This is a genomic window from Neorhizobium huautlense (genome assembly GCF_002968575.1).
Classification (GTDB): Bacteria; Pseudomonadota; Alphaproteobacteria; order Rhizobiales; family Rhizobiaceae; genus Neorhizobium; species Neorhizobium huautlense.
In genome coordinates, this window is record NZ_PVBM01000004.1 from 12,358 (window position 1) to 37,576 (window position 25,219).

20 protein-coding genes and 1 pseudogene are annotated in these 25,219 nt (G+C 59.8%); 2 read left to right on the plus strand and 19 right to left on the minus strand.

What is annotated here, in order from left to right:
• Positions 1–4: 4 nt before the first annotated feature.
• The 18 genes and pseudogenes from C5L12_RS05715 to C5L12_RS05805 form a co-directional block, all read right to left on the minus strand.
• On the minus strand, positions 5–1,948 hold the full coding sequence (locus tag C5L12_RS05715; RefSeq protein ID WP_105371068.1) for a bifunctional sugar phosphate isomerase/epimerase/4-hydroxyphenylpyruvate dioxygenase family protein: 1,944 nt from the start codon (positions 1,946–1,948) through the stop codon (positions 5–7).
• A 52-nt stretch (positions 1,949–2,000) separates the two neighbouring features.
• A complete protein-coding gene (locus C5L12_RS05720) occupies positions 2,001–2,729 on the minus strand; it encodes an ABC transporter ATP-binding protein (protein WP_105371069.1) in 729 nt (242 codons plus the stop codon).
• Between the two features lie 2 nt (positions 2,730–2,731).
• Complete coding sequence (locus C5L12_RS05725; RefSeq protein WP_105371070.1) at positions 2,732–3,478, minus strand: ABC transporter ATP-binding protein; 747 nt, start codon at positions 3,476–3,478, stop codon at positions 2,732–2,734.
• Positions 3,475–4,455, minus strand: coding sequence for a branched-chain amino acid ABC transporter permease (locus C5L12_RS05730; RefSeq protein WP_105371071.1), 981 nt, complete (start codon positions 4,453–4,455; stop codon positions 3,475–3,477). The genes C5L12_RS05725 and C5L12_RS05730 overlap by 4 nt, the downstream gene beginning before the upstream one ends.
• Positions 4,455–5,333 carry a branched-chain amino acid ABC transporter permease gene (locus tag C5L12_RS05735; protein WP_105371072.1) on the minus strand — a complete coding sequence of 293 codons (879 nt, stop codon included), beginning with the start codon at positions 5,331–5,333 and terminating at the stop codon, positions 4,455–4,457. The genes C5L12_RS05730 and C5L12_RS05735 overlap by 1 nt, the downstream gene beginning before the upstream one ends.
• 59 nt (positions 5,334–5,392) lie before the next feature.
• Entirely contained in the window at positions 5,393–6,529 is a 1,137-nt protein-coding gene (locus tag C5L12_RS05740) for an ABC transporter substrate-binding protein (protein WP_105371073.1), read from the minus strand.
• Positions 6,530–6,649: 120 nt separating this feature from the next.
• Positions 6,650–7,450: a shikimate dehydrogenase family protein gene (locus C5L12_RS05745; protein WP_342588626.1), complete on the minus strand. Its 801-nt coding sequence runs from the start codon at positions 7,448–7,450 to the stop codon at positions 6,650–6,652.
• A 199-nt stretch (positions 7,451–7,649) separates the two neighbouring features.
• On the minus strand, positions 7,650–8,588 hold the full coding sequence (locus tag C5L12_RS05750) for a LysR family transcriptional regulator (RefSeq protein WP_105371074.1): 939 nt from the start codon (positions 8,586–8,588) through the stop codon (positions 7,650–7,652).
• A 418-nt stretch (positions 8,589–9,006) separates the two neighbouring features.
• Positions 9,007–12,354 carry an ExeM/NucH family extracellular endonuclease gene (locus C5L12_RS05755; protein WP_170109055.1) on the minus strand — a complete coding sequence of 1,116 codons (3,348 nt, stop codon included), beginning with the start codon at positions 12,352–12,354 and terminating at the stop codon, positions 9,007–9,009.
• 102 nt (positions 12,355–12,456) lie between these two features.
• Entirely contained in the window at positions 12,457–14,289 is a 1,833-nt protein-coding gene (locus tag C5L12_RS05760; RefSeq protein ID WP_105371076.1) for a TRAP transporter large permease, read from the minus strand.
• Positions 14,290–14,542: 253 nt separating this feature from the next.
• Positions 14,543–15,865: pseudogene (locus C5L12_RS05770) on the minus strand (sensor histidine kinase); the annotation flags it as partial.
• Between the two features lie 311 nt (positions 15,866–16,176).
• On the minus strand, positions 16,177–17,091 hold the full coding sequence (locus C5L12_RS05775) for an ABC transporter ATP-binding protein (protein WP_105371079.1): 915 nt from the start codon (positions 17,089–17,091) through the stop codon (positions 16,177–16,179).
• Positions 17,088–17,891, minus strand: a complete 804-nt coding sequence (locus C5L12_RS05780; protein WP_105371080.1) for an ABC transporter ATP-binding protein — start codon at positions 17,889–17,891, stop codon at positions 17,088–17,090. Before C5L12_RS05780 ends, C5L12_RS05775 begins: the two co-directional genes overlap by 4 nt.
• Positions 17,888–18,778, minus strand: coding sequence for an ABC transporter permease (locus C5L12_RS05785; protein ID WP_105371081.1), 891 nt, complete (start codon positions 18,776–18,778; stop codon positions 17,888–17,890). Before C5L12_RS05785 ends, C5L12_RS05780 begins: the two co-directional genes overlap by 4 nt.
• A 1-nt stretch (position 18,779) precedes the next feature.
• Positions 18,780–19,760 carry an ABC transporter permease gene (locus tag C5L12_RS05790; protein WP_105371082.1) on the minus strand — a complete coding sequence of 327 codons (981 nt, stop codon included), beginning with the start codon at positions 19,758–19,760 and terminating at the stop codon, positions 18,780–18,782.
• A 60-nt stretch (positions 19,761–19,820) separates the two neighbouring features.
• Entirely contained in the window at positions 19,821–21,470 is a 1,650-nt protein-coding gene (locus C5L12_RS05795; RefSeq protein ID WP_105371305.1) for an ABC transporter substrate-binding protein, read from the minus strand.
• A 38-nt stretch (positions 21,471–21,508) separates the two neighbouring features.
• Entirely contained in the window at positions 21,509–22,531 is a 1,023-nt protein-coding gene (locus C5L12_RS05800) for a glycoside hydrolase family 3 N-terminal domain-containing protein (RefSeq protein ID WP_105371083.1), read from the minus strand.
• Between the two features lie 22 nt (positions 22,532–22,553).
• Complete coding sequence (locus C5L12_RS05805) at positions 22,554–23,039, minus strand: GNAT family N-acetyltransferase (protein ID WP_105371084.1); 486 nt, start codon at positions 23,037–23,039, stop codon at positions 22,554–22,556.
• Between the two features lie 182 nt (positions 23,040–23,221).
• Between C5L12_RS05805 and kynA the strand changes: the two genes are divergently transcribed.
• Positions 23,222–24,061 (plus strand): tryptophan 2,3-dioxygenase, encoded by an 840-nt coding sequence (gene kynA, locus C5L12_RS05810; protein WP_105371085.1) that lies wholly within the window; start codon positions 23,222–23,224, stop codon positions 24,059–24,061.
• Between the two features lie 23 nt (positions 24,062–24,084).
• A complete protein-coding gene (locus tag C5L12_RS05815; protein ID WP_105371086.1) occupies positions 24,085–24,894 on the plus strand; it encodes an AraC family transcriptional regulator in 810 nt (269 codons plus the stop codon).
• On the opposite strand, the gene C5L12_RS05820 is transcribed toward C5L12_RS05815, so the two are convergent.
• Entirely contained in the window at positions 24,895–25,218 is a 324-nt protein-coding gene (locus C5L12_RS05820) for a hypothetical protein (RefSeq protein ID WP_105371087.1), read from the minus strand.
• Position 25,219 lies beyond the last annotated feature (1 nt).

Here is a 25,219-nt window from a genome sequence, read left to right on the forward strand (position 1 = left end):
CCGACTATTTCCTCGGCATGCCCTCGGGTCGCATCTGTTTTTTGAGCGCTGCGATGCGGAAGATTGCGTTTGGGGCGCCGTAGCCTTTGTAGCCGCGCCGTTCGACGATCTCGAAGAAGAAGCCCTCGCCATAGGTCGTGCTGTAGAGCTGGAAATATTCGCCGTTGTCGTCGCGGTCGTAGAGGATGTTGTCAGCCTTCAGCCTTTCGGTGAGCGCCGGGTCGAGCCCGAAGCGGGCCTCCACGTCGCCGTAATAGTTGGGCGAGATGGAAAGCGGCCGAAAGCCGTTCTGCTTGAGCGCCTTTGCGGTTTTGAAGATGTCGCCGGTCGCAAAGGCCAGATGCTGGATGCCGGAGCCGAATGTCTCGGCGATGAAGTGGCCGGCGAGCGTGCGGCGGTTCTCCGCCCCGTTCAGGGTGATCCTCAGCGTGCCCGAGGCGTTTTCCACCACCTGGCTGCGCACCACGCCGGCCGGATCGATGATGTCGACCATCGGCGTCTTCTGCATCTCGAAGATCGCCGTGTAGAACAGAAGCCAGGTCGGCATTTCCTCGTAGGCGACCGTCTGGGCGATGTGGTCGACATGGTCGAGATGTGCCGGCACCACGGCCTCAGCCTCTGGCTCTGTCCCTGCCCCTGTTCTTGTCCCGGCCCCTGCCCCTGCCTTGTCGCCGACGGGGATAAAATCGATCTCGGAAAAGCGGCCGAGTTCGCTTCTGTCGTCGAGCAGGTAGATCAGCCCGCCGCCGACGCCGCGGATCGCCGGGATCTCCACCTCGCCGGGGCCGACCGCCTGGATGAACGGTTCGGCGCCGAGCGCCATGGCGCGTGCAAGTGCTGCCTGCGCATCGTCGACGACAAGCGCCGTCGCATAGGCCGAGGTGCCGTGCACCGCAAACGAGGCATTGGCAAAACCCCTGTCCTCGGTATTGACGAGAAGCCGGATGCCGCCCTGCTGAAACAGCGCGACCTTCTTCGTCCTGTGGATGCCGGTCCTTCGAAAGCCGAGCGTCTTCAGGATCGCCACGAGATCGGCGGCATCCTTCTCGTCGGCGGAAAATTCCACGAAACCGACGCCCTCGACCCTTGCCCGGTCCGGCATCGCCGGCACCGAAAGGCTTGCCGCGCCGGGGCTGCTGCGGCGCACCTGGTCGCCGAGATAGATCAGCGAGCGGCAGCCGTCGGCGGCAATCGCCCGGGGTTGCCCGCCTCGGAACTGGTCGTTGAAGATCTCCAGCGAGAAATAGCCGTCATAACCGGTTTCGGCGACGGCGGCGGTAAACTCCCTCACCGGAAGATCGCCCTCGCCCGGCATGTTGCGGAAATGCCTCGACCAGTAGAGCAGGTCCATGTCGATCAGCGGCGCATCGGCAAGCTGCACGATGAAGATCTTGTCCTTCGGGATCGAGCGGATCGAATTGATATCGATCTTCTTCGACAGGGTGTGGAAACTGTCGAGGATGAGGCCGATATTTGGATGATCGGCGCGCCGGACGATCTCCCAGGCGTCGCGGTGGTCGCTGATATGCCGGCCCCAGGCGAGCGCCTCGTAGCCGACCTTCAGGCCGCGGGCGGCCGCCCGCTCGCCCAACTCATGGAAATCGGCTGCCGCCCGCTCGATGCCGCCAAGCGACACCGGCGAGACATTCGAGCAGACCAAGAGAAGATCGGTGCCGAGCTCCTGCATGACGTCGAACTTGCGCTCGGCCCGGTCGAAGGTGCGTCCCCGCAGCGGTTCCGGCATGCCCTCGAAATCGCGGAACGGCTGGAACAGGGTGATCGTCAGCCCATAATCGCGCACCATTCGGCCGACATCCGCCGGCGACCCGTCAAACGCCAGAAAGTCGTTCTCGAAGATCTCAACCCCGTCAAACCCGGCTCTCGCAATCGCCTCAAGCTTCTCAGGCAACTCGCCGCTGATCGATACCGTCGCTATCGAGGTCTTCATTCGATGCACCTCCCTTTGCATGCGTTCAGGCCGACGATAGCGACGTCTAAGGTCAAACCGCGTGCTCCGCCTCGACATGGCCGCCGAGGAAAAGTTGACCGACACGCGGATCGGCAAGCAGGTTCGAAGCCTTGTCATGCATTCGCGTCTGGCCGAGTTCGAGGACAAGCCCGTCGTCCGACATGGCAAGAGCGGCCTTGGCGTTTTGCTCCACCATCAGGATGGTGACCCCCTGGTCGCGCAGCCGGATCAGCGTCTGGAACACTTCCTGGACAAGATTTGGCGACAGCCCGATCGAGGGTTCGTCGATCAGGATCAGCTTCGGATCGAGAAGCAGCGCACGCGCCACCTCAAGCTGCTTCTGCTGCCCGCCAGACAGCTCGATCGCCTTGCGGTTCCTGAACTGGCGCAACATCGGGAACTGGTCCATCACGGTCTCGATGCGCTCGCGCACCTTCGCCTGATCCGGGGCGGTAATGCCGCCAAGTTCCAGATTGTGGTAGACGGACAGTTGCGGCACGACGTTGCGGCCTTGCGGGACATAGGTGACGCCCTGCGAGATCATCTGCCTCGGCGTCTGGCGCGTCACATCCTTGCCGTCCAGAAGGATCTGGCCAGAATGAATGTTGAGCAAACCGAAGATCGCCTTGAAAACCGTCGACTTTCCGGCTCCGTTCGGTCCGATCACCGTGGTGATGGAGGCCTTCGGTATGGAGAAAGACACGCCGTTGAGGATGGTTATCTTGCCGTAGCCACCATAGACATTTTTGAGCTCGAGCATCTTCAACCTCCGAGATAGGCGTCGATGACGGACTGGTTCGCCCTGATTTCCTCGGGCTTGCCTTCCGCGATGATGCCGCCTTCCGCCAATACGATGATGCGGGTGCACAGGCTCATGACGAACTCCATATTGTGCTCGATAACGACAAAGGTCGTACCGTGCTCGGCATTGTAGGCGGTAAGACGCTCCTTCAGATTGGCGAGCATCGTCAGGTTGACGCCGCCTGCGGGTTCATCAAGCAGCACGAGGCTCGGTCCGGCCATGAAGGCCATGGCCGCATCCACCAGTTTCTGCTGACCGTAGGAAAGTGAGCCGGCCAGGGTGTCGCGCAGATGCGTCAGGCGGAAGAAGGATATCAGCCGTTCCGCCTCGTTCGTCAGTCCGGCGTCGCCCGGACCGAAGAGCCGCGACAGCATGGTGCCGTGATGCTCCTGGCCTGCCAGGATGATGTTGTCCAGCACCGTCATCTTCGGGAAGACGGAGAGCTGCTGGAAGGTGCGGCCGACCCCGAGCCTGTTGAGGTCCGAGGCACGCATGCCCGAGACATTCTGGCCGTTGACCTCGACTTCTCCCGCCTCCGGCCGCAGCTGGCCGAGAATGCAGTTGAAGAGGGTCGACTTGCCGGAGCCGTTAGGGCCGATCAGCCCCAGAATTTCGCCTTTGCGGACTTCGAACGTGACGCCGCGGACAGCGCGGATGCCGCCGAAGCTTTTCTCGATATTGCGGACGGAAAGAACAGGTACGCTCATTTCAGGCGCGCTCCTTCGCTCATATCGGCACGGACCTGCTGTCGCGGCCAGAACCTCTCGCGGATACGCCCCCATACGCCGATCAGGCCCGTCGGTACGAAGACCAGCATCACGATCACCAGGGCGGAATAGATGATCAGGTAGTAACCCTCGGTGAACCGCAGGATCTCGGGCAGCAGGATGACGACCCCGGCGCCGAGGAAGGGACCGAAGAAATAGCCGGCGCCGCCAACCACGACCATCAGCAGGATGCGCAGCGAATGGGCAAGCCCGAAGGATCCCGGCTCGATGAACTGCACGAGCGGCGTGATCAGCGCGCCGGCCAGCCCGCCATAGACCGAGCCGATGGCGAAGGCGAGGAGCGTGATGCGGCGGGTGTCGACGCCGAGACTTTCCGCCCGGATCGGATTTTCACGCAACGCCTTGAAAGCACGACCCCAGGGAGAGCGGACAATGCCCCACATGGCAAGAGCCGCAAGCACGGTTATTCCCAGGGTGAAGTAGTAGAAGTGCAACTGCTTCATGGTCTTGAAGAGGCCGAAGTCCGGCCTTGGCATTCCGACGAGGCCGTAGCTGCCCCCCGTCAGCCAGTCTTCGTTGCGCAACACCAGGAAGACGAGCGTATTGAATGCCAGGGTTACGAAGGCGAGGAAATGCCCCTTTACGCGAAGTGCGGGGTAACCCAGGAGAAGCCCGACCACGAAGCAGGCTGTCAGTCCGAGCGGCATGGCGAGCATCCAGTGCCAGCCCGAAAGCGTCAGCAGCGCTGTCGTGTACGCGCCGATTGCCATGAACGACGCCTGCGCCAGGGAGATCTGGCCCGCATAGCCGAGCGTCAGATTGAGCCCCATCGCAGCAATCGCAAAGATCAGCCAGGATGTCAGCACGTAGACGATGTAGTTGCCCTGCCCCAGCGGCGCGAGAACGGCGAGAGCCAGGAGCGCGAGGATAGAGATCTTTCGGATGTGAGCGTTCATTAGACTGTCCTCCCCTCCGAGGTTCCCAGGATGCCCTGCGGCCTGACGAGGATGATGACAATCAGGAGAACCAGAGGCAGCGCGGCGCGGTATTGCGCGGTAACATAGGCCGCGGTGAGATTGTCCAGAACGCCGATGAGCAGGCCGCCGGCGATCGCACCGCGGATCTGGTTGAAGCCGCCGACGATTGCGGCGATGAAGGCGATCAGGCCGAGCGTTTCGCCATTCGAGAACTTGGCAAGATAGACCGGCGTGATGAGGAACGAGGCGAGTGCGGCAAGCGCGGCGTTGATCAGGAAAGTGTAGAGGATCATTCGCTTGACGTTAACGCCGAGGATCTCGGCAACCGCCGGGTTCTGCGCCGTCGCCTGCATGCATCGTCCGGTGCGGGTGCGGTTGAGGAACAATGTCAGCAGCACGACGATCCCGAGCGAGATCACGAGGTTGAAGACGTCCTGGAGCGAAAGGACTGCGCCGAACACGTTGATGGGATCGCCGGGAAACAGGGACGGGAAGGGTTGAGCCTCGGCCGAATAGAATTCCTTCACGCTTTCCTTGAGCAAGATGCCGAGCGCCATGGTCGCAATGATGAGGGTGATGCCTCCATGCGGCAGGATCGGTTCGACGATCATCTTCTTGAACAGGACACCGAGCACAACGATGGAAATCGCCAGGCCGAAAATTAGGGCAATCCATAACGGCATGCCGAAGACACTCATGCCGATGAGGACGAAGAAAGCCGGAAGCATTACGAATTCGCCCTGAGCGAAATTCACCGTTTGGGCAGCCTGCCAGACCAGCGTGAAACCGATTGCGACAAGCGCGTAGATCGAGCCGGTCGCAAGACCGGACAGCAAGACCTGCAAGAACTGGGACATTGGACGTCTCTTTCGACAATGGCCGCGGCAGCCAGGCCGCCGCGGCGAGACCGGAATTGTCAGTTGGCGGGAACGGTACCGATCACCACGGGCGCGCCGTTCTTGACCTGCACCATGAAGCTCGGGCGGGACATCTCGCCGCGATCGTCCCAGCAGGTGTCGAGCAGGATCTTCGGATGGTCCGCAGCCTTCAGGCAGAGGCCGTGCATCTTTTCTGCAAAGGCTTCGCCGTCGAGTTCCCCGACCATTTCGGTCACATATTTCGTCGTCCAGGCACCGACATAACCCTTGATGGCGTCGTGGGTCGGGCGACGTTTGAAGGTTGTTTCGAATTTCTTGGCAAAGGCGCCGATGCCCGGCACATCCGTGGCCGTCGCGGTCACGCCCACATGGGCAATCGCACCTTCCGCAGCGCCACCGGCCAGTTCGATGACCTTGGCTTCCGTAAGGGTGACTTCTCCAACGAGCGGCATGGCCAGCGATTGCTTCTTCGCTTCGATCAGGAAGCGGGCCGACTCTTCCTGGTTCATGTAGACGAAGACGGCATCGGGATTGGCCTGCTTCAGCTTCGCGATATCGGCTGCGTAGTCCGTCTGGGCCTGTTCGGAAGGAACGTCGGCAACCACTTCGATGCCGGCCTTCTTCATTTCTTCCACGAAGACGTTGCGGCCACCCTTGCCAAATTCATTGTTGACCCAGGCAACGGCGACCTTCTTGGCTTTCAGCGTGTCCTTGAAATAGGTCGTCAGCGCTGGGACGCCTTTCTGGGCCCCGGACGAGGTGCGGAAGACAAAGGGATTGCCCTTCTCGACGATGCCGGGCGCTTCCGAACCGACGAATTGCGGGATGCTGTTCTGCTGGGCGACGAGCATGTTGACCATGGTCGAACCGGAATAGATGGTTCCGAGGATGGCATATGCTCCGGCGTCGATCGCCTTCTGGACGAGTGCGCGCGAGACCTGAGGATCGGTTTGGGTGTCGTATTCGCTCAGCTCGATCTTTTTGCCGAGAATGCCGCCTTCGGCATTGATTTCTTCGACAGCGATCTTGATGCCGTCACGCCAGTTGGTTCCTGCCGGGGCGCCCGGGCCGGAAAGCTCGGCGACGGTGCCGATCTTCACGGTCTCCTGCGCCTGCGCCATGCCGGCCGTGGCAAGCAGAGCAGTGGAAATTGCGAGCAAGTGCTTGTGGTACATCGAAAGTCCTCCCCTTTGGTAAGTCGCGCCCAAAACTGCGGCTCCGTTTCCTACATGGGTCGCCTGGGCATGTGAATAAGTCTTTGAAGGCGAAAGTCGAAATCCTCCTCATTGTCCTCCTCAGGTTTGATGACCAAGAAGAAAATCCGCCAGCGTCTCGGCCTGTGCGTCGAACATTCCTCCGCCCGTCATCGTGGCGCAGCCGCGCTGCATTGCCGCCGCGATCAACGGCGAGACTTCCGGTTTGGTGATCACGCAGGCCACGAATTGTGACGGTTGCAGTTTCGATACATCGACAGGCAGCGGATCGTCCGGTTTCATGCCCAAAGGTGTCGCATTTGCAATGAGGTCGTAACCGGTCGGATCGGCACTCCCCGCCACGACTTTTCCCGGAAACCTTTGCGCAAGCCTGCCGATTACCGTGTCGCGCCGGTCAGCGTCGATATCATGGATGGCAAGCAGAGATGCGCCGCGGTTCATGATTTCAAATGCAATGGCGGCACCTGCTCCGCCGCAGCCCAGCAGCAAAACCCGCTTGCCTGCCACGGCAAAGCCCTTCCGCTCGATGCCGTCGAGATAGCCAAGGCCATCGGTATTGTCTCCGTGCCAGCCCTGGTTCGTTCGGCGTGCGACATTGACCGCTTCCACGAAATGCGCCCGATCCGTCTTCGTGGCGCAAAGGGAAAAGGCCATCCGCTTGTGCGGGATCGTTACCAGCATTCCCGAGACATTGTACACCGCGCCGAGCGTTTCGAGGACTTTCGGCAGGTGGGCCGAAGGCGTATGAAACGGTACAACGATCGCGTCCTCTCCGCGCCTCAAAAATATCTCGGTGATTTTCGCAGGTGACCGGACCTGGGCGATCGGATCTCCGAGAATCGGGAAAAGCCGCGTGCTGCCCGAGGGAAACATGCCCGTCATCTGCCGGATCCCTTTTCTGCCGGGCCGAAGCCGGGCAACTGCGCTGCGGAAGCAGAGGTCGGCGACAAGATCGCAAAGTCAAGATTGGCCAGGCTGCGCATGTTCCTCCACCACGCTACCGTTCATCTCCCATGCTTACTTATAGCGGATTTGCGCAGTTAGATCGCCTACCAATTTCGGCGTGATGCGTAACATCATGTTAACGTCCCGATGATCCGCGCCGCAACTTCCTGGTGGGGAGCTTTATGGAACTGACGCTGGTCATTTCCCGGCGCAAGGCATCGAGGAAATGCTCGGCATAGACGGAGAGCGGCAGGTCCTTTCGGTAGGCTATATAGGTATGAAAGATGCTGTCGGCGTCGATCTCCAGCCTTTTCAACCCCCGCACCACGCCATGGGCAACGGTAAACTCGTCTATGATTGCAATACCAAGACCCGCTGCCACAAGGCTGCAGACGGTCGTTCCGAAACGGGCCTTCACATTCATTTTGTAGTCGATGCCCGACCTGGTGAACATTGCCGCCATGATTGCGCCGTAGGGATCTTTTGGATTGATGCCGATCAGCGGATATTGGGACATCTCCTGCGGCGTGATTTTTTCCCGCATGGCCAGCGGGCTGGTTTCCGGGACGATGCACAGCAGCTTTCCGCTTGCCAGCAATTCGAACTCGATCAGCGGATGGTCGAAACGCGAGGAGATGGCGACCAGTTCGCCGCGACCGAGCAGGAGATAGTCGATCGCTTCCTCGATCTTGACGATGTTCACGTCGAGGCCGAGGTCAGGATATCTATCCCGTACCTGAGCAATGGCGCGCGGCACCATGACGTTTGCGATACTCGGCACCGAAGCGATACAGAGCTCCTGGCTTTTGCCGCGGCCGAGATCGCCGAGGGCGGACTGGAGATCGTCGATCTTGCGATGCACCGTATCGAGAAGGTCGAAAATGTTACGAGCCTGCGGCGTCGGCACATAACGCCCTGCGCGCCTGTCGAAAAGCCGAACGCCGAGGGAGTCCTCTGAGTATTTCATCAGGCGGCTGATGCCGGGCGCCGATACATTGAGCAATCTTGCCGCTCCGGCAATGCTGCCCGTGACCATGATTGCCCGGATGACTTCGATCTGCCGCAGCGTCAGCATGAAAACCTCAAAGGATGCCCCTTTCCTCTCACGCAGCTAAGCGAAACGCATGCGTATGTTCCGTCGCTCGGAAGCCGAACGCCTGATGATGCATGGCGGCTATTATTCCCACAAGATCGACCGTAAACCTATCATGTGAAATTGCGAAAGCCCCAGCTTTCACAGCGGACGATAGCGGGGTGTGGCGCCTCCAACATCAAGGCTTGTGCCGCGGCATGTCAGAAGATGAGGGGCGGATGCGGCGCAGAACAGGATAGTGCCGGCTTGGCACTCGTCGACCTGTCCGGTTTCGCATTCCTGAATGACGTCGAGCCCGATATCCAGCTTCGGCGGGGTGACGCTGCCTCGGCAGAAACGGTTACATGCCCGACTGCGAATTCAGCGGCCGATTAGGTCATCCACGTCGCGACCTGAGAAATCAAGCGACGAATATACCGCCTCCGAGATTGAGGCCGATCAGCAGCGGGTCGTGGTCCGACGTCGCGTAGACATCGGCATTGTAGAAGGCGGGATCTTTGAACTCGGTCGAATAGCTGAACAGGTCCGGCTCCTGCGCGTTGATGTGCCATTCGGCAACGCCGCTGACCTGGCCGGCCAGAGACTGCGATGCAAGGCCCTGATCGAGCGTTCCCTGTTGTCCGTCGAAGATGTAGCTGAACGCATCCTGTTGCCCGATGAAGCCGTCGATCAGGTCGACATATCCCGCCTCGCGGATCGCATCGATCGGGTCCTCCTGAGCATAGGAATTGAGATCCCCGATAATCAGGACATCCGTATCGCCGACGCCGTTCTGCGTGAGATATCCATCAGGGTTGTCGGATGATAGCCACTCGGCGAGTTGCTGGGCGGCGGCCGTCCGGGTCGCGTTAAACGCGCCCTGTCCGTCACCCTGATCCGCATCGGCACCTGTGCCGGTTCCGCTCTTCGATTTCAGGTGGTTGACCGAGACGGTAAATTGCTCGCCGGTGCCGATCTCCTCAAATGTCGCCGTGACGGCCGGCCGGCTTTGCTGCTGGCTGCCATCATCGAAGACAAGAAAGTCAGACGCTACGAGACTGACCTCATTGGTCTTGTAAATCAGACCGGTGGTAATGGCATCGGTTCCGATGAAACCGTCCGATCCCGGGTCCGTCGGATCAATAAAGGCATAGGTGACGCCAGGCCCGGCGGCGGCATTCAAGGCATCAACCAGGGTTGCGATAGCCGAAGCGCTGTCAAAACCGTTGTTTTCCAATTCCTGCAGGCCGAAGACGCTCGCGTCGATCTGCAGCATGGCCTCCACGATCTTATCGGTCTGACGCGCCAGATCTTCGGCGGTGGTTGCACCGCGCGGCTCCAAATTGTTTGGGCCTGACCCGGCGCCGGAGCCGTCGTCCAAGGTGGTGAAAAAATTGAGGAGATTGAAGCTGGAGACCGTCAGTCTGCCGCCGACATCCTCCGGTGCATCGGAACGGGCGGCGCCATTGGTGGCCTGGTCGACAGGCAGAACGCCGTCAACGAGCATCTTGTATGCGCCGAAACCATAGCTGAGGACGCCTTCGACCGATCCGGTGAGCTCGGCCCCAAGCCTGAGCGTGGGGCCATTTTCGGTAAACGTATCGCCCGCGTCGAGATAGCCGTTGCCATTGTCCCCAGCAGAGGCCGGAATGTAGCGAAATTCGTCCGGATTCTGCGCGGAGAACCCGTCGTCTATCGTCAGCCGGTTATTGGCATTGGCCGCCTGCAGCGCCTGGATTTCCGACTGCTGTGTGGTGGGATCATAAATCTGGGTCGGCTGAATTTGGGAACCGGCCGAAACCGTGATCTCGCCATAGCGGTCGAGATCGAAATTCTCGATGACCGTGAGCGGATCGTCCGTGCCGCTCATCAAGATGATCGCCATTCCCTCGTAATGTTCGAGATTGGCCGCGAAGTCCGGCGAAAGCGTGATCGCCGCTGACGTCGGCTGAACATTGCCGCTCGAGATGGAGATTATGTCGGTAACGTCGGTTATTTCGGTAAAGTCGAAGTATTCCGTCACCGTTCCAGCGACCTCGACCTTGTCGCCGACCGTAACGCTCGGCGCCCCGCCGGTGAAGACGAAAATGCCCTCAGAGGTGGCGCTATTGCCGTCCGCGTCGTGATCTTCCTCCTGAAGATAGAACCCGTCCGCAACCGTGTAGGTCACGACCGCGGAGACGAGCACATATTCACCGGTAAGCAAGCTGGCAGTGCCGCTTCCTTGGATTTCCGAGATGAGATAGGACGTCGGCTCGCCACCACCACCGTCGCTTTCGTTGGCAGATCCGGGCGTCTGTTCTTGCGGACCGACCCAGCCCGTCGGGCCATCGCCGATCCGCTGGAGCGACAGGCCGGCGGTATCATTGCCCGCCTCCGCCACTCCCATGTCGGTCGAGGTGGTGCCGGCTGCAGCCCCGTTCGCCGCCGTAAAGCTCCCCTCGTAGGAGAGGAATTCGATCAGCGTTCCATTCTCGGAAAGCGCTAGGCCGTCCGGGGCGCCGTTCTGGATACCGTTGGCCGGAAGGTTCCACAGGTAATAGTTGTATTCCCCGTCCGAGGTCATCGGAAGGCCGGATACGGCGGTCGAACCATAGGTGGAGCCGCCATTGCCGTTATAGAGTTCGACCAAGAGACCCGAGACATCCGCGCCCGCCGCGACGCGGACCTCGATGAACTCGCCCGTATCGGTGCCGACGTTGTCATAGTGGATTTCGTTGATGCGCGGCGCGGCAGGAGCGGTATCATCCGCTCCATTGATGGTGATCGTAACTTCCTGCGCGGTCCCATCGGTGCTCAGAACGGTGAAACGATCGGTAAGACTTTCCCCGCTGTCGAGCGCATCGACGGTGGCATTTTCGTTGTCGAGAGTGTAGATCCAGTTGCCATTCTCGTCGATGCTGTAGATGCCATAGCCCATGGCACTGGCCTGATCCCTCGCAGACCGGAAGCCGTCACTATTGTCGACATCCTCGGCCATGAGAACACCGGTTGCGGTCGATGTGTCCGAACCGGCACCGGACGCCTCCACGACCAGCCCGCTCGTGTCGCCCGTGATGACGGCGGCATCGTTCGCGCCGGTGATGGTCACCGCTACCGTCGCGGTATCTGTGCCGCCCTTCCCGTCGTCCACCGTATAAATGAAGCTGTCGACGGCGGTTTCGCCTTCGTTCAGATACTGAAAAATGGTGCCTGAATCATAGGACACGACACCTTCCGCCAGCGAGACGGACGCACCTGCCGCGCTTGTTTGTGAAACAGCGACGACCTCGGTCCGGTCGCCGTCGAAGTCTCGGTCGTTCGACGTAAGATCGGCCACATTGATCGCAAGCGCGCTGTCTTCGTCGGTCGAATCCCCATCGCTGGCCGCGAGCACGGCATTGTTGCGCCCGTCCAGGTAGAGCGTATAGTCGCTCGCCTCGAAACGGATGGCCTCGACATGGTTCAAAATATCCCGATCACCGTTGGCATCGGTCACCGTAAAGATCGTATTGGACAAGCCGGTTAGCCGCGGCAAACGATATTCGAACACGCGTCCGGAATAGATCGCGGTATCGAAGCCTCCGCCACCCAGGATCAGATCGCTGCCTTCGCCGCCGTCGATTTCGTCATTTCCTGCCCCTGCCACGATCCTGTCGTCGCCTGCACCCGCATCGACGCGATCATGACCATCGAGGCCAAAGATGAAGTCGTCATCGGGCCCTCCCTCAATGTGGTCAGCAAGCCGGGTACCGAAATAAAACCGTGGGAGGGAGAAAAGGAAAGACATCTTTGCAATCCCTTGTTTAGGAGAACGGGCGGTTTGACATAGCAGCCGACTGCGACAGTCGCTTGACATAACGCCGCCCTGGCAAAAGACCAGATCCCGGTATCAGGAGATGATTGCCCAGGCGCACAGGAGCGCCAAGGAAACGAGAAGAGCGAGAAGATAAGGCACGACGGCGCGGAAGAGTGCCGACGCGGGAACGCCGGTGACGCCGCTGACGACAAAGACCAGCATGCCGAGCGGCGGCGTCAGACCGTGGATCATCAGGTTGACCACCAGGATGACGCCGAAGTGGATGGGATCTATGCCGGCGGCCACGGCCGTTGGCAAAAGAATCGGGCCGAAAAGCAGGATTGCGGCGCCGATGTCGAGGACGAGGCCCACGACCAGAAGGATCAGGTTCGACAGGACGATGACCGCGAGCGCGCCGGCGCCGAGCGATGTCACGACATTCGAAATGAGCCCGGACACGTTGTCGACCGCGAGCAGAAAGGCGAAGGGCGCCGCCGTGCCGATCAGCAGCCCGATCGCAGCAGCCTCTATTGCAGCCTGACGGAATGCCAGGAAAAGCGGGCCGAAGCCGAGTTTCGACCGGACGGCAAGGATGAGCGTGTAGAGCGCGGCAAGCGCCGAAGCTTCGGTCGTCGTGACGATCCCGACGCGGATGCCAATCACCACGATAATGCCCAGCCCGAAAGCAGGGATTGCGGAAATCGCCGCCTGTCGGCGTTGCGCGGCCGTTGCACGCACCGGCGTCGACTGTTCGCGGACCGTCAGATGAATGGCGACGGCAAGGGATGCCGCCATGAGCCCGCCCGAAAAAAAACCGCCGACCAGCAGGGATCCGACGGAGAGGTTGGTTGCAGCAGCCAGGATCAGGAATGCGATTGACGGAGGAATGACATTGTCCAGGACCGAAGTCGCGGCGATGATCGCGCCAGCCTGGGCGGGCGGATAGCCGTGCCGGACGAGTTCGGGCTGGAAGGTCGAAGCTCCAAAGGCCGCATTCGCGACAGAGGAGCCGGAAGCACCGGAGAACAGCACGCTGGTCAGCAGCGTCGTCTGAGCCAGCCCCGCCCGGCGATGCCCTACCATTGACTGAGCAAAGCGAACGAGTTGGTCGGCGACGCCGGAGGCCGTCAGAAGACCGCCGACCAACAGGAAGAAAGGGATGGCCAGAAGCAGGAATTTCGACATGCCGGTGACCGTGGTCGAAACGATCGCCGGTTCGGGAAGACTGCCGCCAAAGGCAATCGCCACATAGGCCGCCGCAAGAAAGGCATGGGCCAACGGAGCGGATAGCACCAAGCCAAGCCCCGCGACGAGGGCGAGAAACAGGCTCGGCGGCAACAAGGTATCGATACCGATTTGGGGGACGCCGAAGTAAAGCGACAGCCCCAGGACGAGCGACGCGCACGCCCCGCCTCCCCTGCTCTCACCGATCCGCCGCAAAAGCAGAATGACCAGGATCAGGCCTCCGCCAACCCCTAGAAATCCGAAGCGGATCCATTCGGGAACGCCGAGCACTGGCGAGATCCCGCCGAGCATGCTCATGATCTGGCTGCCGCCGAAGAGAAGGATCAAGGCAGCCAGCACCGTGACTACGTCGCTCAGGACCTCGGCGACCGGGGAGAGGCGGTCGGGCAGCAATCGCACGAAGACATCGAGCCGCATGGAAAGCGCGCTGCTGAGACTGAGAGGGGCGCCGAGCGAGATCAGCGCCACATGAAGCCAGATGCCGAAATCTTCCGCACCGATAAAGCCGGTACTGAAGAAGTAGCGCAGGCAGACGCTGACCAGCACGATGGCCAACAGGACCGCGAGAATGAATCCTGCCAGAGCGCCTAGCACCTGCTCGATCGACCTCAACAGCCGCTCGGAAAGACCACGAGCCCGTCCGACCCCCTTGTCGATGAACAAGAACCGGCTGATCGCCATTCTCTCCTACCTCTGCAACCGAACGCACTCGTGGCCGTCGAAGGGCGCGGTCGAACAGCGGCGGCGGCGTAAAATGACGTGTCTGCGAGTTTTTTCGGAAAACGTCGAGACGCGGAAGACCTTTTCGCCGAAACGAATGGCTTCCTCAAGTGCCGGAATGCTCGAAAGAACCAAGTTGATGGACCTGGTGAAGACCGACGCGCCCGGTGCGCCGCAAATGTCCCCCACCCCATCTGCAGTTCTTTCGGAATGATCAACGGCAAAGTTCAGCGGCACCTCGGAGATCGCCGACAGCGATACTATTCCGCTCCGTCCAGATAGCCGTATCGGCGGCAGCTCGTTCCATCTCCAAGGGCAAGGTAATCGTGAAGGTCGAGCCCTGGCCCTTCTTGCTGGCCACCTCGACGGTTCCCCCATGCAGCTCGATGATTTGCTTGATGAGATTGAGCCCGATGCCGGTCCCCGCGATACCGCTCGATGTGCGGGCTCGGAAGTATTTCTGGAACATGCGCGGCAGGTCCTCTGCATCGATACCCAGGCCACCATCCTGCACTGCGATCTTAATACCGGCCGCGTCCTTCCATCCCGCCACGTGAACATCCGGAGCGGAAGGCGCGTATTTGACCGCGTTGGAAAGGAGGTTCGTAAACACCTGCTCAAGAGCCCTCCGGTCCCCTTCGATCTGGTCTGGAAGACGGCCGAGATCCGTATGGATCCTGTGGTCCGCCGCGATCGATTGCTGCCGATCGCAGCAGGTCTGTATCAAATCCCTCAGGGAAAGAGGCTCATGAGACATCTCCACTGACCCGTGGTCCAGCCGCCCAACCGCGAGAATGCTTTCCATCAACTCGACGATCCGGGAAACGGCGCCTCGAATCCGGTCAATCTTGTCCGTCACGAATTCGCTGTCCAGCTGACCGCGGCGGCGGAACAAGCGCTGCGCGGCTCCATCGATGATCGTCAGCGGAGTGCGAAATTCGTGCGAGGCCATGGCGACGAACTGGCGCTGCAGTTCGTTGATCTGCCTCTCCTGGGCAAGCATTCGTTCCAGCTCCCGAGCCTGCCGTTCGATCTCCGCCGTTCGTGCTTGAACCGCTGCTTCCAGCATGTCGCGTTGGCGGATCAATTCCTCAGAAACCGCAACCGCAGCGGTCACATCCTCATGCGTCGCGACATAGCCGCCGGTTTTCATGGGATTATGGGTGATCTTGATCACCCGGCCATCGGAGAGGACGATATTCTGGCTGGCGACCGAGCCAATCACATTGGCCGCCGTCACCACGTCGAAATAGGCCGCTTTGTCGAGAGGACCAATTCCCCTCAACTCGCGATGCTCAAGTATTGCGTCAAGCGGGGTGCCAGGCCGTGTCAACCCCTGGGGCAAGTGGTACATGGCCGCATAAGCGGCGTTGCAGACGATCAGATTCTTCTCGGAGTCGAACATGCACAATCCGTGCGGCATGTTGTTGATCGCCTCATCGAGCCGCGCCGTTTGATCTGCCAGTTCGCTTTCAAGCCGCGCCAGTGGCGAAAGATCATGAAAGGTCATCGCGGACGGCCCCTCCCGCCGAGAAGCTCCGGATCTGCACGACGAAACTGACAACGATCATCAGTTTGCTGCATGATGTTCAGTTCAGACCTCCATGAGCCAAAGTTTCCGTCCATAAATCTTGCCGGCTGGATAGGCATCATAGAGACGGGCCGAAGTTCACGCCGCCGCTTTACTGCCAACCGGACAACAACACATTGCCGATCGCCTGCAGCATCCGACAAAATTCATAATGCTTCGGTAATATCAGGACACCTGCCGTCAGAATCGCGGCAAAAAGGACGCTTCGAGACCCCGCCCTCCGGATCCGGCGATGTCGCCATTGGCTCGCAATGTGGTCAGCCAGGTTCCATCGCAAGTTTTCGCGCGAAATGTCCGGCCTCATATTCCAGCGCTTCGCTCTCAGGCACGCCCGATCCGCGGCGAACATTTTCTACCTCCCGAGATCGCAGGCGCGCACGCGGGTCGTCAAAGCGTATCTGCGGGTCTGGTACGGCGGACAGCAGCAGCCGCGTATAGGGATGGATCGGGTTTTCGATCACCCGCCCGGTTGGGCCCCATTCGACGATCTGCCCGGCATACATGACGGCAATGTCTTCGGCGATATAGCGAGCCGTGGCAATGTCGTGCGTAATGTAGAGCAGCGCGAGCTTCATCTCCTGTTTCATCTTGTTCAGGAGGTTGAGAATTCCAAGCCGAACCGAGACATCCAGCATGGATGTCGGCTCGTCCGCGACGATCACTTCGGGTCTTGTCGCCAGCGCCCGCGCTATGTTGACCCGTTGGCGCTGCCCTCCCGAAAGCTCGTGAGGGTATTTGCCAAGAACGATATCGGGGTCCAGCTGCACCTGTCGCAGCAGGTCACCGACGGCCGCACGGATCGCTCCGCCCTTGATCTCCGGCCGATGAAGCTTCAGCGGACGCGTCAGATGATAGGCGATGGTATGTGCAGGATTGAGGGAAGCGAAGGGATCCTGGAAGATCATCTGCACGGCCCGTCGATAGTCCGTGATGTCGGACGAGCCCGCCTCGGCAATGGACTTGCCCTTGTACAATATCTGTCCGGCGGTCGGCTGATATTCCCTCATCGCCATGCGCGCGCAGGTCGTCTTGCCGCTGCCCGATTCCCCCACCAGCGCCAGCGCACGGCCCGCATGCAGAGAGAAGGAAACCGAGCGTGTGGCATGAACGGTCGACGGCCCATGTCCAAAGGTCTTCGTCACGCCGTCGAGGGTCAGAATGGCTTGGCTCACAACAGCGCACCTCCATGCAACGAGGGGAAAGACGACCAGAGCTTTTTCGTGTAGTCGTGGCCGGGTGTCTGGAAGATTGCCTCGGCCGCATTTTCCTCCACCAGCCTGCCCGCCAGCATGATGCCGATCCTGTCGCAGAATTGCACCATCAGGCCGAGGTCATGCGTGATGAACAGGACCGAGAAGCCGAATGTGCGCCGAAGATCGTTGATCCTTTGAAGAATCTCCCGCTGCACGACAACATCGAGGGCGGTGGTCGGCTCATCCATGATCACCAGCTTGGGATCGAGCGCCATGCAGATGGCGATGACGATGCGCTGGCGCATGCCGCCGGAGAACTGGTGTGGATAATCGCGCAGGCGATCAGGGGAAATATCGACGAGCCGCAGCATTTCGGCGGCTCGCTCACGCGCCTGTGCTTTCGTCATCGTCGTATGGCTCATCAAAACATCGTGGAACTGGTCCCCGATCCGCGATACGGGATTGAGCGAGTTCATGGCGCTCTGAAAGACCATCGCCACTTCACGCCAGCGGAAAGCTGCCAGTGCCTGCGGGGTCAGATCGAGCACGTCGCGTCCGTTCAAAAGGATCTTGCTCTGCCGGCGGATCAGGGCCGGGGGTTTGTGCAGACGGCTGATGGCAAAGGCTATGGTGCTCTTGCCACATCCGGATTCTCCTGCAAGGCCGAAGACTTCGCCGGGTGCGATATCAAAGCTCACGTCGTCGACTGCGCGGAAGTCTTTCCTGTCGCCGATATAGTCGATGGTGAGGTTCTTCACCGAAAGCAGGGGATGGTTCAAAGGCGTCCCTCCCCGGACCGGGCAAGCAAGATCCAGCGATCACGCCAATTTCCCGTGCGAAGCCGCGGATTTGCGACCTCGTCGATTGCAAAGTTGAGGAGCGACATGCCGAGACCTAAAAGAGCCAACGCAAAGCAAGGGATCAGGATTTCCCACCAGGCGCCGACCGAAAGAGCCGATGCCTTCTGGGCGTTATAGAGCATCGTTCCCCAGGAGATTGCCCTCGGATCGCCCAGACCCAGAAACTCCAGCGTCGCTTCGGTGATGATTGCGAATATGACGCTGCCGATGAAATTGATCCCGACGATGGAAATCAGGTTCGGGAAAATCTCGAATGTCATGATCCGCCACTGCGGCTCGCCGATCATCTCCGCCGCCTTGACGAAATCCTTCTGCTTGAGCGACAGCGTTTCCGCCCGCGTGACGCGCGCTCCCCACGCCCAGGAGGTGAGCCCGAGGATGAGAGCAATCACAAAGGGACTTGCCTGACCGATGAAAGCGGCGAGCACGAGCAAAAGCGGCAGATTTGGCACCACCAGGACCATATTGGTCAGAAAACTGATGACCTCGTCGGTTTTGCCGCCACGATAGCCGGCGATGATGCCGAGCGCCGTTCCAACAGCGGTGATCAGCAAACCCGCACCGAAGCCCACGGCAAGCGATGTGCGGGCTCCATAAAGCAGCCGCGCAAAAACATCCTGGCCAATGCGGGTGGTTCCCATAAGGTGGTTCCACGATGGCGGCTGATGCGGCCGCCCCACGCGAGCGGAGGGGTCATATTGGGTCAAAAGTGGCGCGGCGATCGCCGCCAACAGGACGAGTACAAGAATGATCGCGCCAACAAGCGCCTTGCGGTTGCGCAACAGGCCGTCAAGCAGAACCCGCATGTCACAAAGCTCCCTTGAGCCGCGGATCAAGCAGGACATAGCTGACGTCGACGATAAAATTCGCGATCAGCATGGTTGCCGTCATGATCAGAAGCTGTCCCTGGATCACCGGATAGTCGCGCGCCAGGATTGCCTGATAGAGAATGTTGCCGAGACCCGGATAATTGAAGACGACCTCCGTGACGAGCGAACCTCCCAGGATCGTGCCGATCGCGATCGCCAACGAGGAAACGGTCGGCAAAAGCGCGTTGCGCGCCGCGTACCAGATCATCACGTGATGATCCGACAAGCCCTTGGCGCGTCCCATCACCACATAATCCTCGCCGAGGAGATTGATCATGTTGTTGCGCATCGTTACGGCAAACCCGCCGGTTAGCACGGCGCAAAGGGTCACCATGGGGAGAAAGCCGTGGTAGAGGACACTGCCGATATATTGGAGGCTGAAAGCGGGATCGAGACGAGGATCGGCGGCATAACCGCTGGGAAACCAGCCAAGGGTGAACCCGAAGACGAAGACTACGATCAGCGAGGTCACCACGGCAGGCACCGAGGTTGCGAAGATCGCTCCGACAGAAACGATGACATCGAAGGCGCTGCCGCGCCGCCAGGCGGCGAGAACGCCAAGCAAGCTGCCGATCGTGAAACTTATGACCGTTGCGATGCCCATCAGGCCCACGGTCCAGACGAGCGCCTGCCCGAGAACCGCCGTAACCGGTGCGGGGAAATATTTGATCGAGCGGCCAAGGTCGCCGGTGAAGATGCTGCCGAGATAGGTGATATATTGCTGCCAAAGAGGTCCATCGACAAAGCCGAAGGTCAATTTCAACGACTGCAGGCTCTCCGGCGGCAGTTCGGCGCCTGCGCTGGAGAACATGATCTGCACGGGGTCGCCGGGCATCAGGCGCGGCAGGAAGAAGTTTATGGTCGCCGCCGCGACGAAAGCGGCGAGATAAAATCCCAGCCGGCGGAACAGGAAAGCCATGTGAACTCCCTCTAAGACGAGGCGGCGCGGAACACGCCGCCTGCCAAAATCATCCCACCTTTATTGGGCCGGCCTCAGCGCCAGCAGATGCAGCAGACGCGCCGGATTGGTGCGTGAGATAGAGGGATTGACGAACGGTTTTTCCTTCGTCGACCAACCTGTGAAGCGCTTGGTGTTGTACTGATACCAGTTGGGGTTGTTGAACACCGGGATCATTGGCATGTTTTCGGCAACGATCCGCTGCGCCTTGTTCATCGCTTCCTTTTGTTTTGAAAGATCGGCGGTGTGGGTAAATTCCGTGACGAGCTTCTCTACCTCGGGATTGAACCAGCGCTGCGCGGTGAAGCGGGTCTTGCCCTTGTCCGATGCGCTGAATGCGCGCTTGTACGGATAGTAGGGCGAGGCGGAGGCCGGGAGGCTGTTGATCGCCGCATCGAACTTGCCGCCGATAAGGCTGGAGGTCCAGACAGCCTCTTCCGGTGTTTCGATCTTCGCACCGATGCCGACCGCCTGCATGCCCTCGATGGCGATGTTGACCGTGTCAACCCAGTCGGTCCAGGAATTGGGAACGATGATGGAAAAAGAGATCTTCGAACCGTCCGGATTGTCCCGGAAACCGTCGCCATCCTTGTCCTTGTATCCGGCCTCATCGAGCAGAGCCTTGGCGGCTTCGGCGTCATATTTGGCATATTTGCCGAAATCGGCCTGGACGGACGGGTCTGCCCAGCTCTTGTAGAGCTCACCCATCAGACCAGGGTCTTCGTTCAGCGTCGGATAGCCGTAGCCTGCTATGTCGATCATCGTCGAGCGGTCGAGCGCCATGGAGGCCGCGCGGCGGAATTTGACGTCATTGAAGGCCTTCTTGTTGTTCTCGTTGGCGGTTTCCAGATTGAACAGGAAAGCAACCATGCTGCTTGGGGAATACCAGTAGTGGTAATGTTCAGGATCCTTGGCCACATAGACGTTTTCGACATCAGGAATGAAGGACACGCCCCAATCAAGCGTCCCGTCCGCCGTCGCCGTCAGGATCTGGTTGTTGTCCGCAAGCTGGGGGAAGCGCAGGCAATCTACCTTGAGGCGCTCCGCCTCCCAATAATGAGGATTGCGGCATTGATCATAGGTCTGGCCCGTAAATCGAGGGATCTCGGTCATCGGGCCGCTGCCGACAGGGGTCTCGTTGGCAAACGTTACGGGATCAGCAATGTCCTTCCACACATGTTCCGGCACAATGGGAAGCTGAGAAAGCTGCTCGGCTGCAAGGGAACTGGGATTGGCAAGCGTGAACCGGACCGTTTGCGGATCGACGATCTCCACGCCGGTAATGAAAGTCCAGATGCTGACGAAATCGAGGGCTGGGAACTTCTTCAGATAGTCATAGGTGAATTTGACGTCGGCCGAGGTAAGCGGCTTTCCGTCCGACCATTTGAGGTTCGGCCTTAGATTGAAATCGATGCTCTTGAGGTCGTCGGCCAGCTTGAAGCTTTCAGCCAGCCGGAAGATCGGCTTGTTGCTGTCGAAGCGATTGAAGACCACCAGAGGCTCGTAGACGAAATCCAGCGTGCTTTGACGCGCGGAGGTCTGATTAAACGGATTGAAGTTGCGCACCCAGGTTGTGGCCGGTTCGATATTCGCCGTCAGCACGGTTTGCGCCATCACCGGCGCCGAAACCAGCGCCAGGGCTGTTGCGGCGGCAAGAACAACTTTATTCATCTCGTTCCCCTTTGTTGATTTTTGGCTCGACGTGCCGTTCACGCGACAAATGTACCTTGGAAAAGCTCTTCCACCTCCGCGTGAGCGGCACGATAATCGATCTTGAGATTGCCGAGACGGGCTCTGCCGGCGGCGATCCGCGTCTGAGCGGCATCCGTCAGCGGTCGGGCCGCCCTGGCTGCTGCCTCGCTTTCGGGAATGTCGCCGTGGCTGTGCAAGGCGATATCGAAACCGGCATCGAGCACCTGCCTGACCCGCTCGGGCAAGCTGCCGCGCAGCGATTCCATGAAAATGCAGTCGGAAATCAATACGCCCTCGTACCCCATGTCCCGGCGGATGACGTCATGCATCACCGGCGAGACAGAAGCAGGCAGTTCCTTGTCGTAAGCGGAGAAGACGACATGGGCGACCATGGCCCAGGGCGTATCCTTCAAGGCGACGAACGGCCTGAAATCGGTGGCCTGCAGCGTCTCGGCCGAGGCATCCACCACGGGCCGTTCCTTGTGCGAATCCAGCGTGGCCCGGCCGTGACCCGGAATATGCTTCATTACGGGGAGACAGCCCGTTTCCATCAAACCGTCCACGACCTCGCGGCCGAGGGCCGCAACGAGATCGGGATCTGCGCCGAACGAACGCTCACCGATGACATCGCTCGTCGTTGGAAAGACAAGGTCGAGAACAGGTGAGCATCCGCTTGAAAGGCCAAGCTCGGTCATCATTGCCCCCATGGCACGGGATGACAAACGAAGGGCGCGCTTTCCGCGATCAAGATCCCTGCGGGCAAGCTCCGCAAATTGCGCAAAACTTCTGAATCGCGGCCATGGCCCCGCATCGAGATGCTGCACTCGGCCGCCTTCCTGGTCGGTAAAAACCGGCGCATCCTCACGACCGACCGCCTCGCGGAAACGCCCGATCAAACGCTTGGCCTGATCCGGGCTCTTCAAGTTGCGGCGCCCGACAAAAAGCCCAAGGGGATTGGTATCCCGAAAGAGGGCGAATTCCTCGTCCGACAGTATCGGGTTCGGCAAGCCGACGAATAGAGCGAGCGGGGTTTTGGACACGTGGGAGCCTCCCGATGGGTTTCTATGTCTTGGTTGTGGTTCTAAGCATTCCCTCGTAGATCCCTTTGTCGGATGCAGGGATCACGATCGCGCCCGCGCTGCGGACGTAGAAGTCCACAGGTCCTGCGTCGCCGACAAACGCATAGGCATGCCCAAGCGTCTTCAGGGCCTGCAGGCAGGCGGCGAGAAGCGCAATACCGATCCCTTTGCCTCGGGCCTCCGGGGCAACCCCTGTCGGACCGAAAAAGCCACGGGCCGTCACGTCGTAACAGGCAAACCCCTGGAGACCGGCGTCATCGACGGCGATCAGGCAGCCGACGGGCTGGCGTGAAAATGCGACCACCACCTCGCTTGCCCAATTCTCGCTGAACCGCGTAAGGACCCAGTCCCGGACAATATGCAATTCGGGCGCAAGAGGTGGGCGAATGGTCACGCCGGGCGGCGCCACGGCTTGGGATAGAAGCTCATCGAATTTACTGGAATATAGGCTGACAAGCAGATCCGGCACCCGTTGCTCCTGATATTACATTATAATGTAATATGTATTGCTCTAGTGTTATAGTAGGAGCAATCTTGCGGTTCTTGTCAACGGTCAATTTTAAAGGACCGCATCAGCTGCGGAGGGACGGGCTTCCCAAGTTAACGCGAAGAGGGCAGCATGACGGGGCGAGGCAATGGGTGGAGAGAACAATGAACTTGAAACCATACAACCCTGCCGAGGACGGTGCGGAAATGTCCTTCGGCGATCGCATGTCCTATTCCGACTACCTTCATCTCGAAGGGATTCTTAACGCCCAGAAACCCCTCTCCGACGCGCATGATGAGCTCCTTTTCATCATACAGCATCAGACTTCGGAGCTTTGGATGAAGCTCGCTATCCATGAAATAGCATCCGCTATGACTGCTATTCGAGCCGACAATCCACAGCCGGCGTTCAAGATGCTGTCGCGGGTGGCTCGCATCTTTGAACAGCTCAACAATGCCTGGGATGTGCTGCGCACGATGACGCCAAGCGAATATACCGAATTTCGTGCCTCACTCGGCAAATCTTCCGGTTTCCAATCCTATCAATATCGCGCCATCGAGTTCCTGGCCGGCAACCGCAATCAAACGATGCTTGGCCCGCATACCCATCGTGCCGACATCATGACCATGCTGGAAGAGATTTTGGCGAAGCCGAGCCTCTATGACGAGGCTCTGATGCTGCTCGCACGACGCGGTTTCGATGTCGGGGAGGACGCCAATCGCGGCGACTGGCGGTCGGCCCGCAAGCCGAGCGAGAAGGTCCTTGATGCCTGGGAGCAGATATATCTTGCGCCAGAACGATATTGGGAACTTTACGAATTGGCGGAGAAACTGGTCGACTTCGAAGACTATTTTCGCCGTTGGCGCTTCAATCACGTCACGACGGTGGAGCGGGTCATCGGTTTCAAGCGCGGCACCGGCGGTACCTCCGGCACGCAATATCTAAAGAAGATGCTCGAGATCGAGCTTTTTCCGGAGCTTTGGCGGGTGCGGACGGTTCTTTGATCGAGAGGACCGGGATGAAGAGTATGCAGGCGAAGCGGCGACACCAATTCGAGATATTGAAATGTCGCACTGTCGGCGTGCAGGCGGTCGCGGCGCGATCGGACCGGCAGTTTGCCCGCCACACCCATGATCAATTCGGAATCGGCATCATCAGGGATGGCGCTCAGAAATCGGCAAGTGGCCGCGGCCCTGTCGAAGCTGGACCGGGTGACGTCATCACCGTCAACCCGGGTGAAGTGCACGACGGCGCGCCGATTGGCGATGCCGGCCGTTTCTGGCAGATGCTCTATTTCGATCCGGCTGTCGTCGCGAGCGCTGTTGCGGACATCCGGCAAAGCAGCGAGGGAGGTTTCGAATTCTCCGATCCGGTCATTTCCAAGCCGCTGCTCGCAGGAAATGTGCGGCGGCTCTTTTCGGCAATGACAAGCCGCGAAACCGGCGCTGATGTGAATAGCCAGGAATTGCTGCTGACCTTATTGGCTGATTTGGTCGATGTGCCGATTAAGCCGATGTCGGTTGCAAAGGAAATCGAGGTGGCGCGGGAGCGGATCGATGATTGTCCGGCGGCTTCCGTCTCACTCTCCGAGCTTGCGGGTCTGGCAGAGATGAGCCAGTTCCAGTTGTTGAGAGCTTTTCGACGGGCTACTGGGCTTACGCCGCATGCCTATCTCATCCAGCGCCGAATTCAGCTCGCCCGCAAGATGATTGCCACCGGCACCGGCCTTGCCGAAGCCGCACTCGCCAGCGGCTTCGCGGATCAGAGCCATATGACCCGAATCTTCACGAGAAGCTACGGCCTCTCTCCTCACCAGTTTGCGCGCGCGCTTCGCTGATCAACTCGGCGCGAGATCGAAGACGTGGTGGTGGATATGCCCATCGAACATCTCCATCAGACCTTTGGTCATCTCGCGGCTTTCGTATCGAACCGGCGACTGAAGTGCCGCTGCGAGCGCTTCGCGGCTTTCATACATGGTGGAAAGCACCATCGGATAGCGTGGCGCGCCCTCATCGCGCTCGATATTGTAGAGCACGCGCACTTCCTTGACGCCTGGGAAAGCCAGCCACATCGGCATCAGTTTTTCCGCGACATAGGCTTTGAAACAATCTTCCTTGCCGGCATGGACGGCGCCTTCGAAAAAGGCCTGTCGAACGATCATC

What these genes read in the sequence shown, in the direction of transcription:
- C5L12_RS05755 (WP_170109055.1), bottom strand. Translation starts at nt 12,354, where the DNA reads ATGTCTTTCCTTTTCTCCCTCCCACGGTTTTATTTCGGTACCCGGCTT.
- C5L12_RS05725 (WP_105371070.1), bottom strand. Translation starts at nt 3,478, where the DNA reads ATGAGCGTACCTGTTCTTTCCGTCCGCAATATCGAGAAAAGCTTCGGC.
- C5L12_RS05720 (WP_105371069.1), bottom strand. Translation starts at nt 2,729, where the DNA reads ATGCTCGAGCTCAAAAATGTCTATGGTGGCTACGGCAAGATAACCATC.
- C5L12_RS05790 (WP_105371082.1), bottom strand. Translation starts at nt 19,760, where the DNA reads ATGGCTTTCCTGTTCCGCCGGCTGGGATTTTATCTCGCCGCTTTCGTC.
- C5L12_RS05760 (WP_105371076.1), bottom strand. Translation starts at nt 14,289, where the DNA reads ATGGCGATCAGCCGGTTCTTGTTCATCGACAAGGGGGTCGGACGGGCT.
- C5L12_RS05750 (WP_105371074.1), bottom strand. Translation starts at nt 8,588, where the DNA reads ATGCTGACGCTGCGGCAGATCGAAGTCATCCGGGCAATCATGGTCACG.
- C5L12_RS05740 (WP_105371073.1), bottom strand. Translation starts at nt 6,529, where the DNA reads ATGTACCACAAGCACTTGCTCGCAATTTCCACTGCTCTGCTTGCCACG.
- C5L12_RS05735 (WP_105371072.1), bottom strand. Translation starts at nt 5,333, where the DNA reads ATGTCCCAGTTCTTGCAGGTCTTGCTGTCCGGTCTTGCGACCGGCTCG.
- C5L12_RS05715 (WP_105371068.1), bottom strand. Translation starts at nt 1,948, where the DNA reads ATGAAGACCTCGATAGCGACGGTATCGATCAGCGGCGAGTTGCCTGAG.
- C5L12_RS05745 (WP_342588626.1), bottom strand. Translation starts at nt 7,450, where the DNA reads ATGACGGGCATGTTTCCCTCGGGCAGCACGCGGCTTTTCCCGATTCTC.
- C5L12_RS05730 (WP_105371071.1), bottom strand. Translation starts at nt 4,455, where the DNA reads ATGAACGCTCACATCCGAAAGATCTCTATCCTCGCGCTCCTGGCTCTC.
- C5L12_RS05785 (WP_105371081.1), bottom strand. Translation starts at nt 18,778, where the DNA reads ATGCGGGTTCTGCTTGACGGCCTGTTGCGCAACCGCAAGGCGCTTGTT.
- C5L12_RS05795 (WP_105371305.1), bottom strand. Translation starts at nt 21,470, where the DNA reads ATGAATAAAGTTGTTCTTGCCGCCGCAACAGCCCTGGCGCTGGTTTCG.
- C5L12_RS05820 (WP_105371087.1), bottom strand. Translation starts at nt 25,218, where the DNA reads ATGATCGTTCGACAGGCCTTTTTCGAAGGCGCCGTCCATGCCGGCAAG.
- kynA (WP_105371085.1), top strand. Translation starts at nt 23,222, where the DNA reads ATGAACTTGAAACCATACAACCCTGCCGAGGACGGTGCGGAAATGTCC.
- C5L12_RS05815 (WP_105371086.1), top strand. Translation starts at nt 24,085, where the DNA reads ATGCAGGCGAAGCGGCGACACCAATTCGAGATATTGAAATGTCGCACT.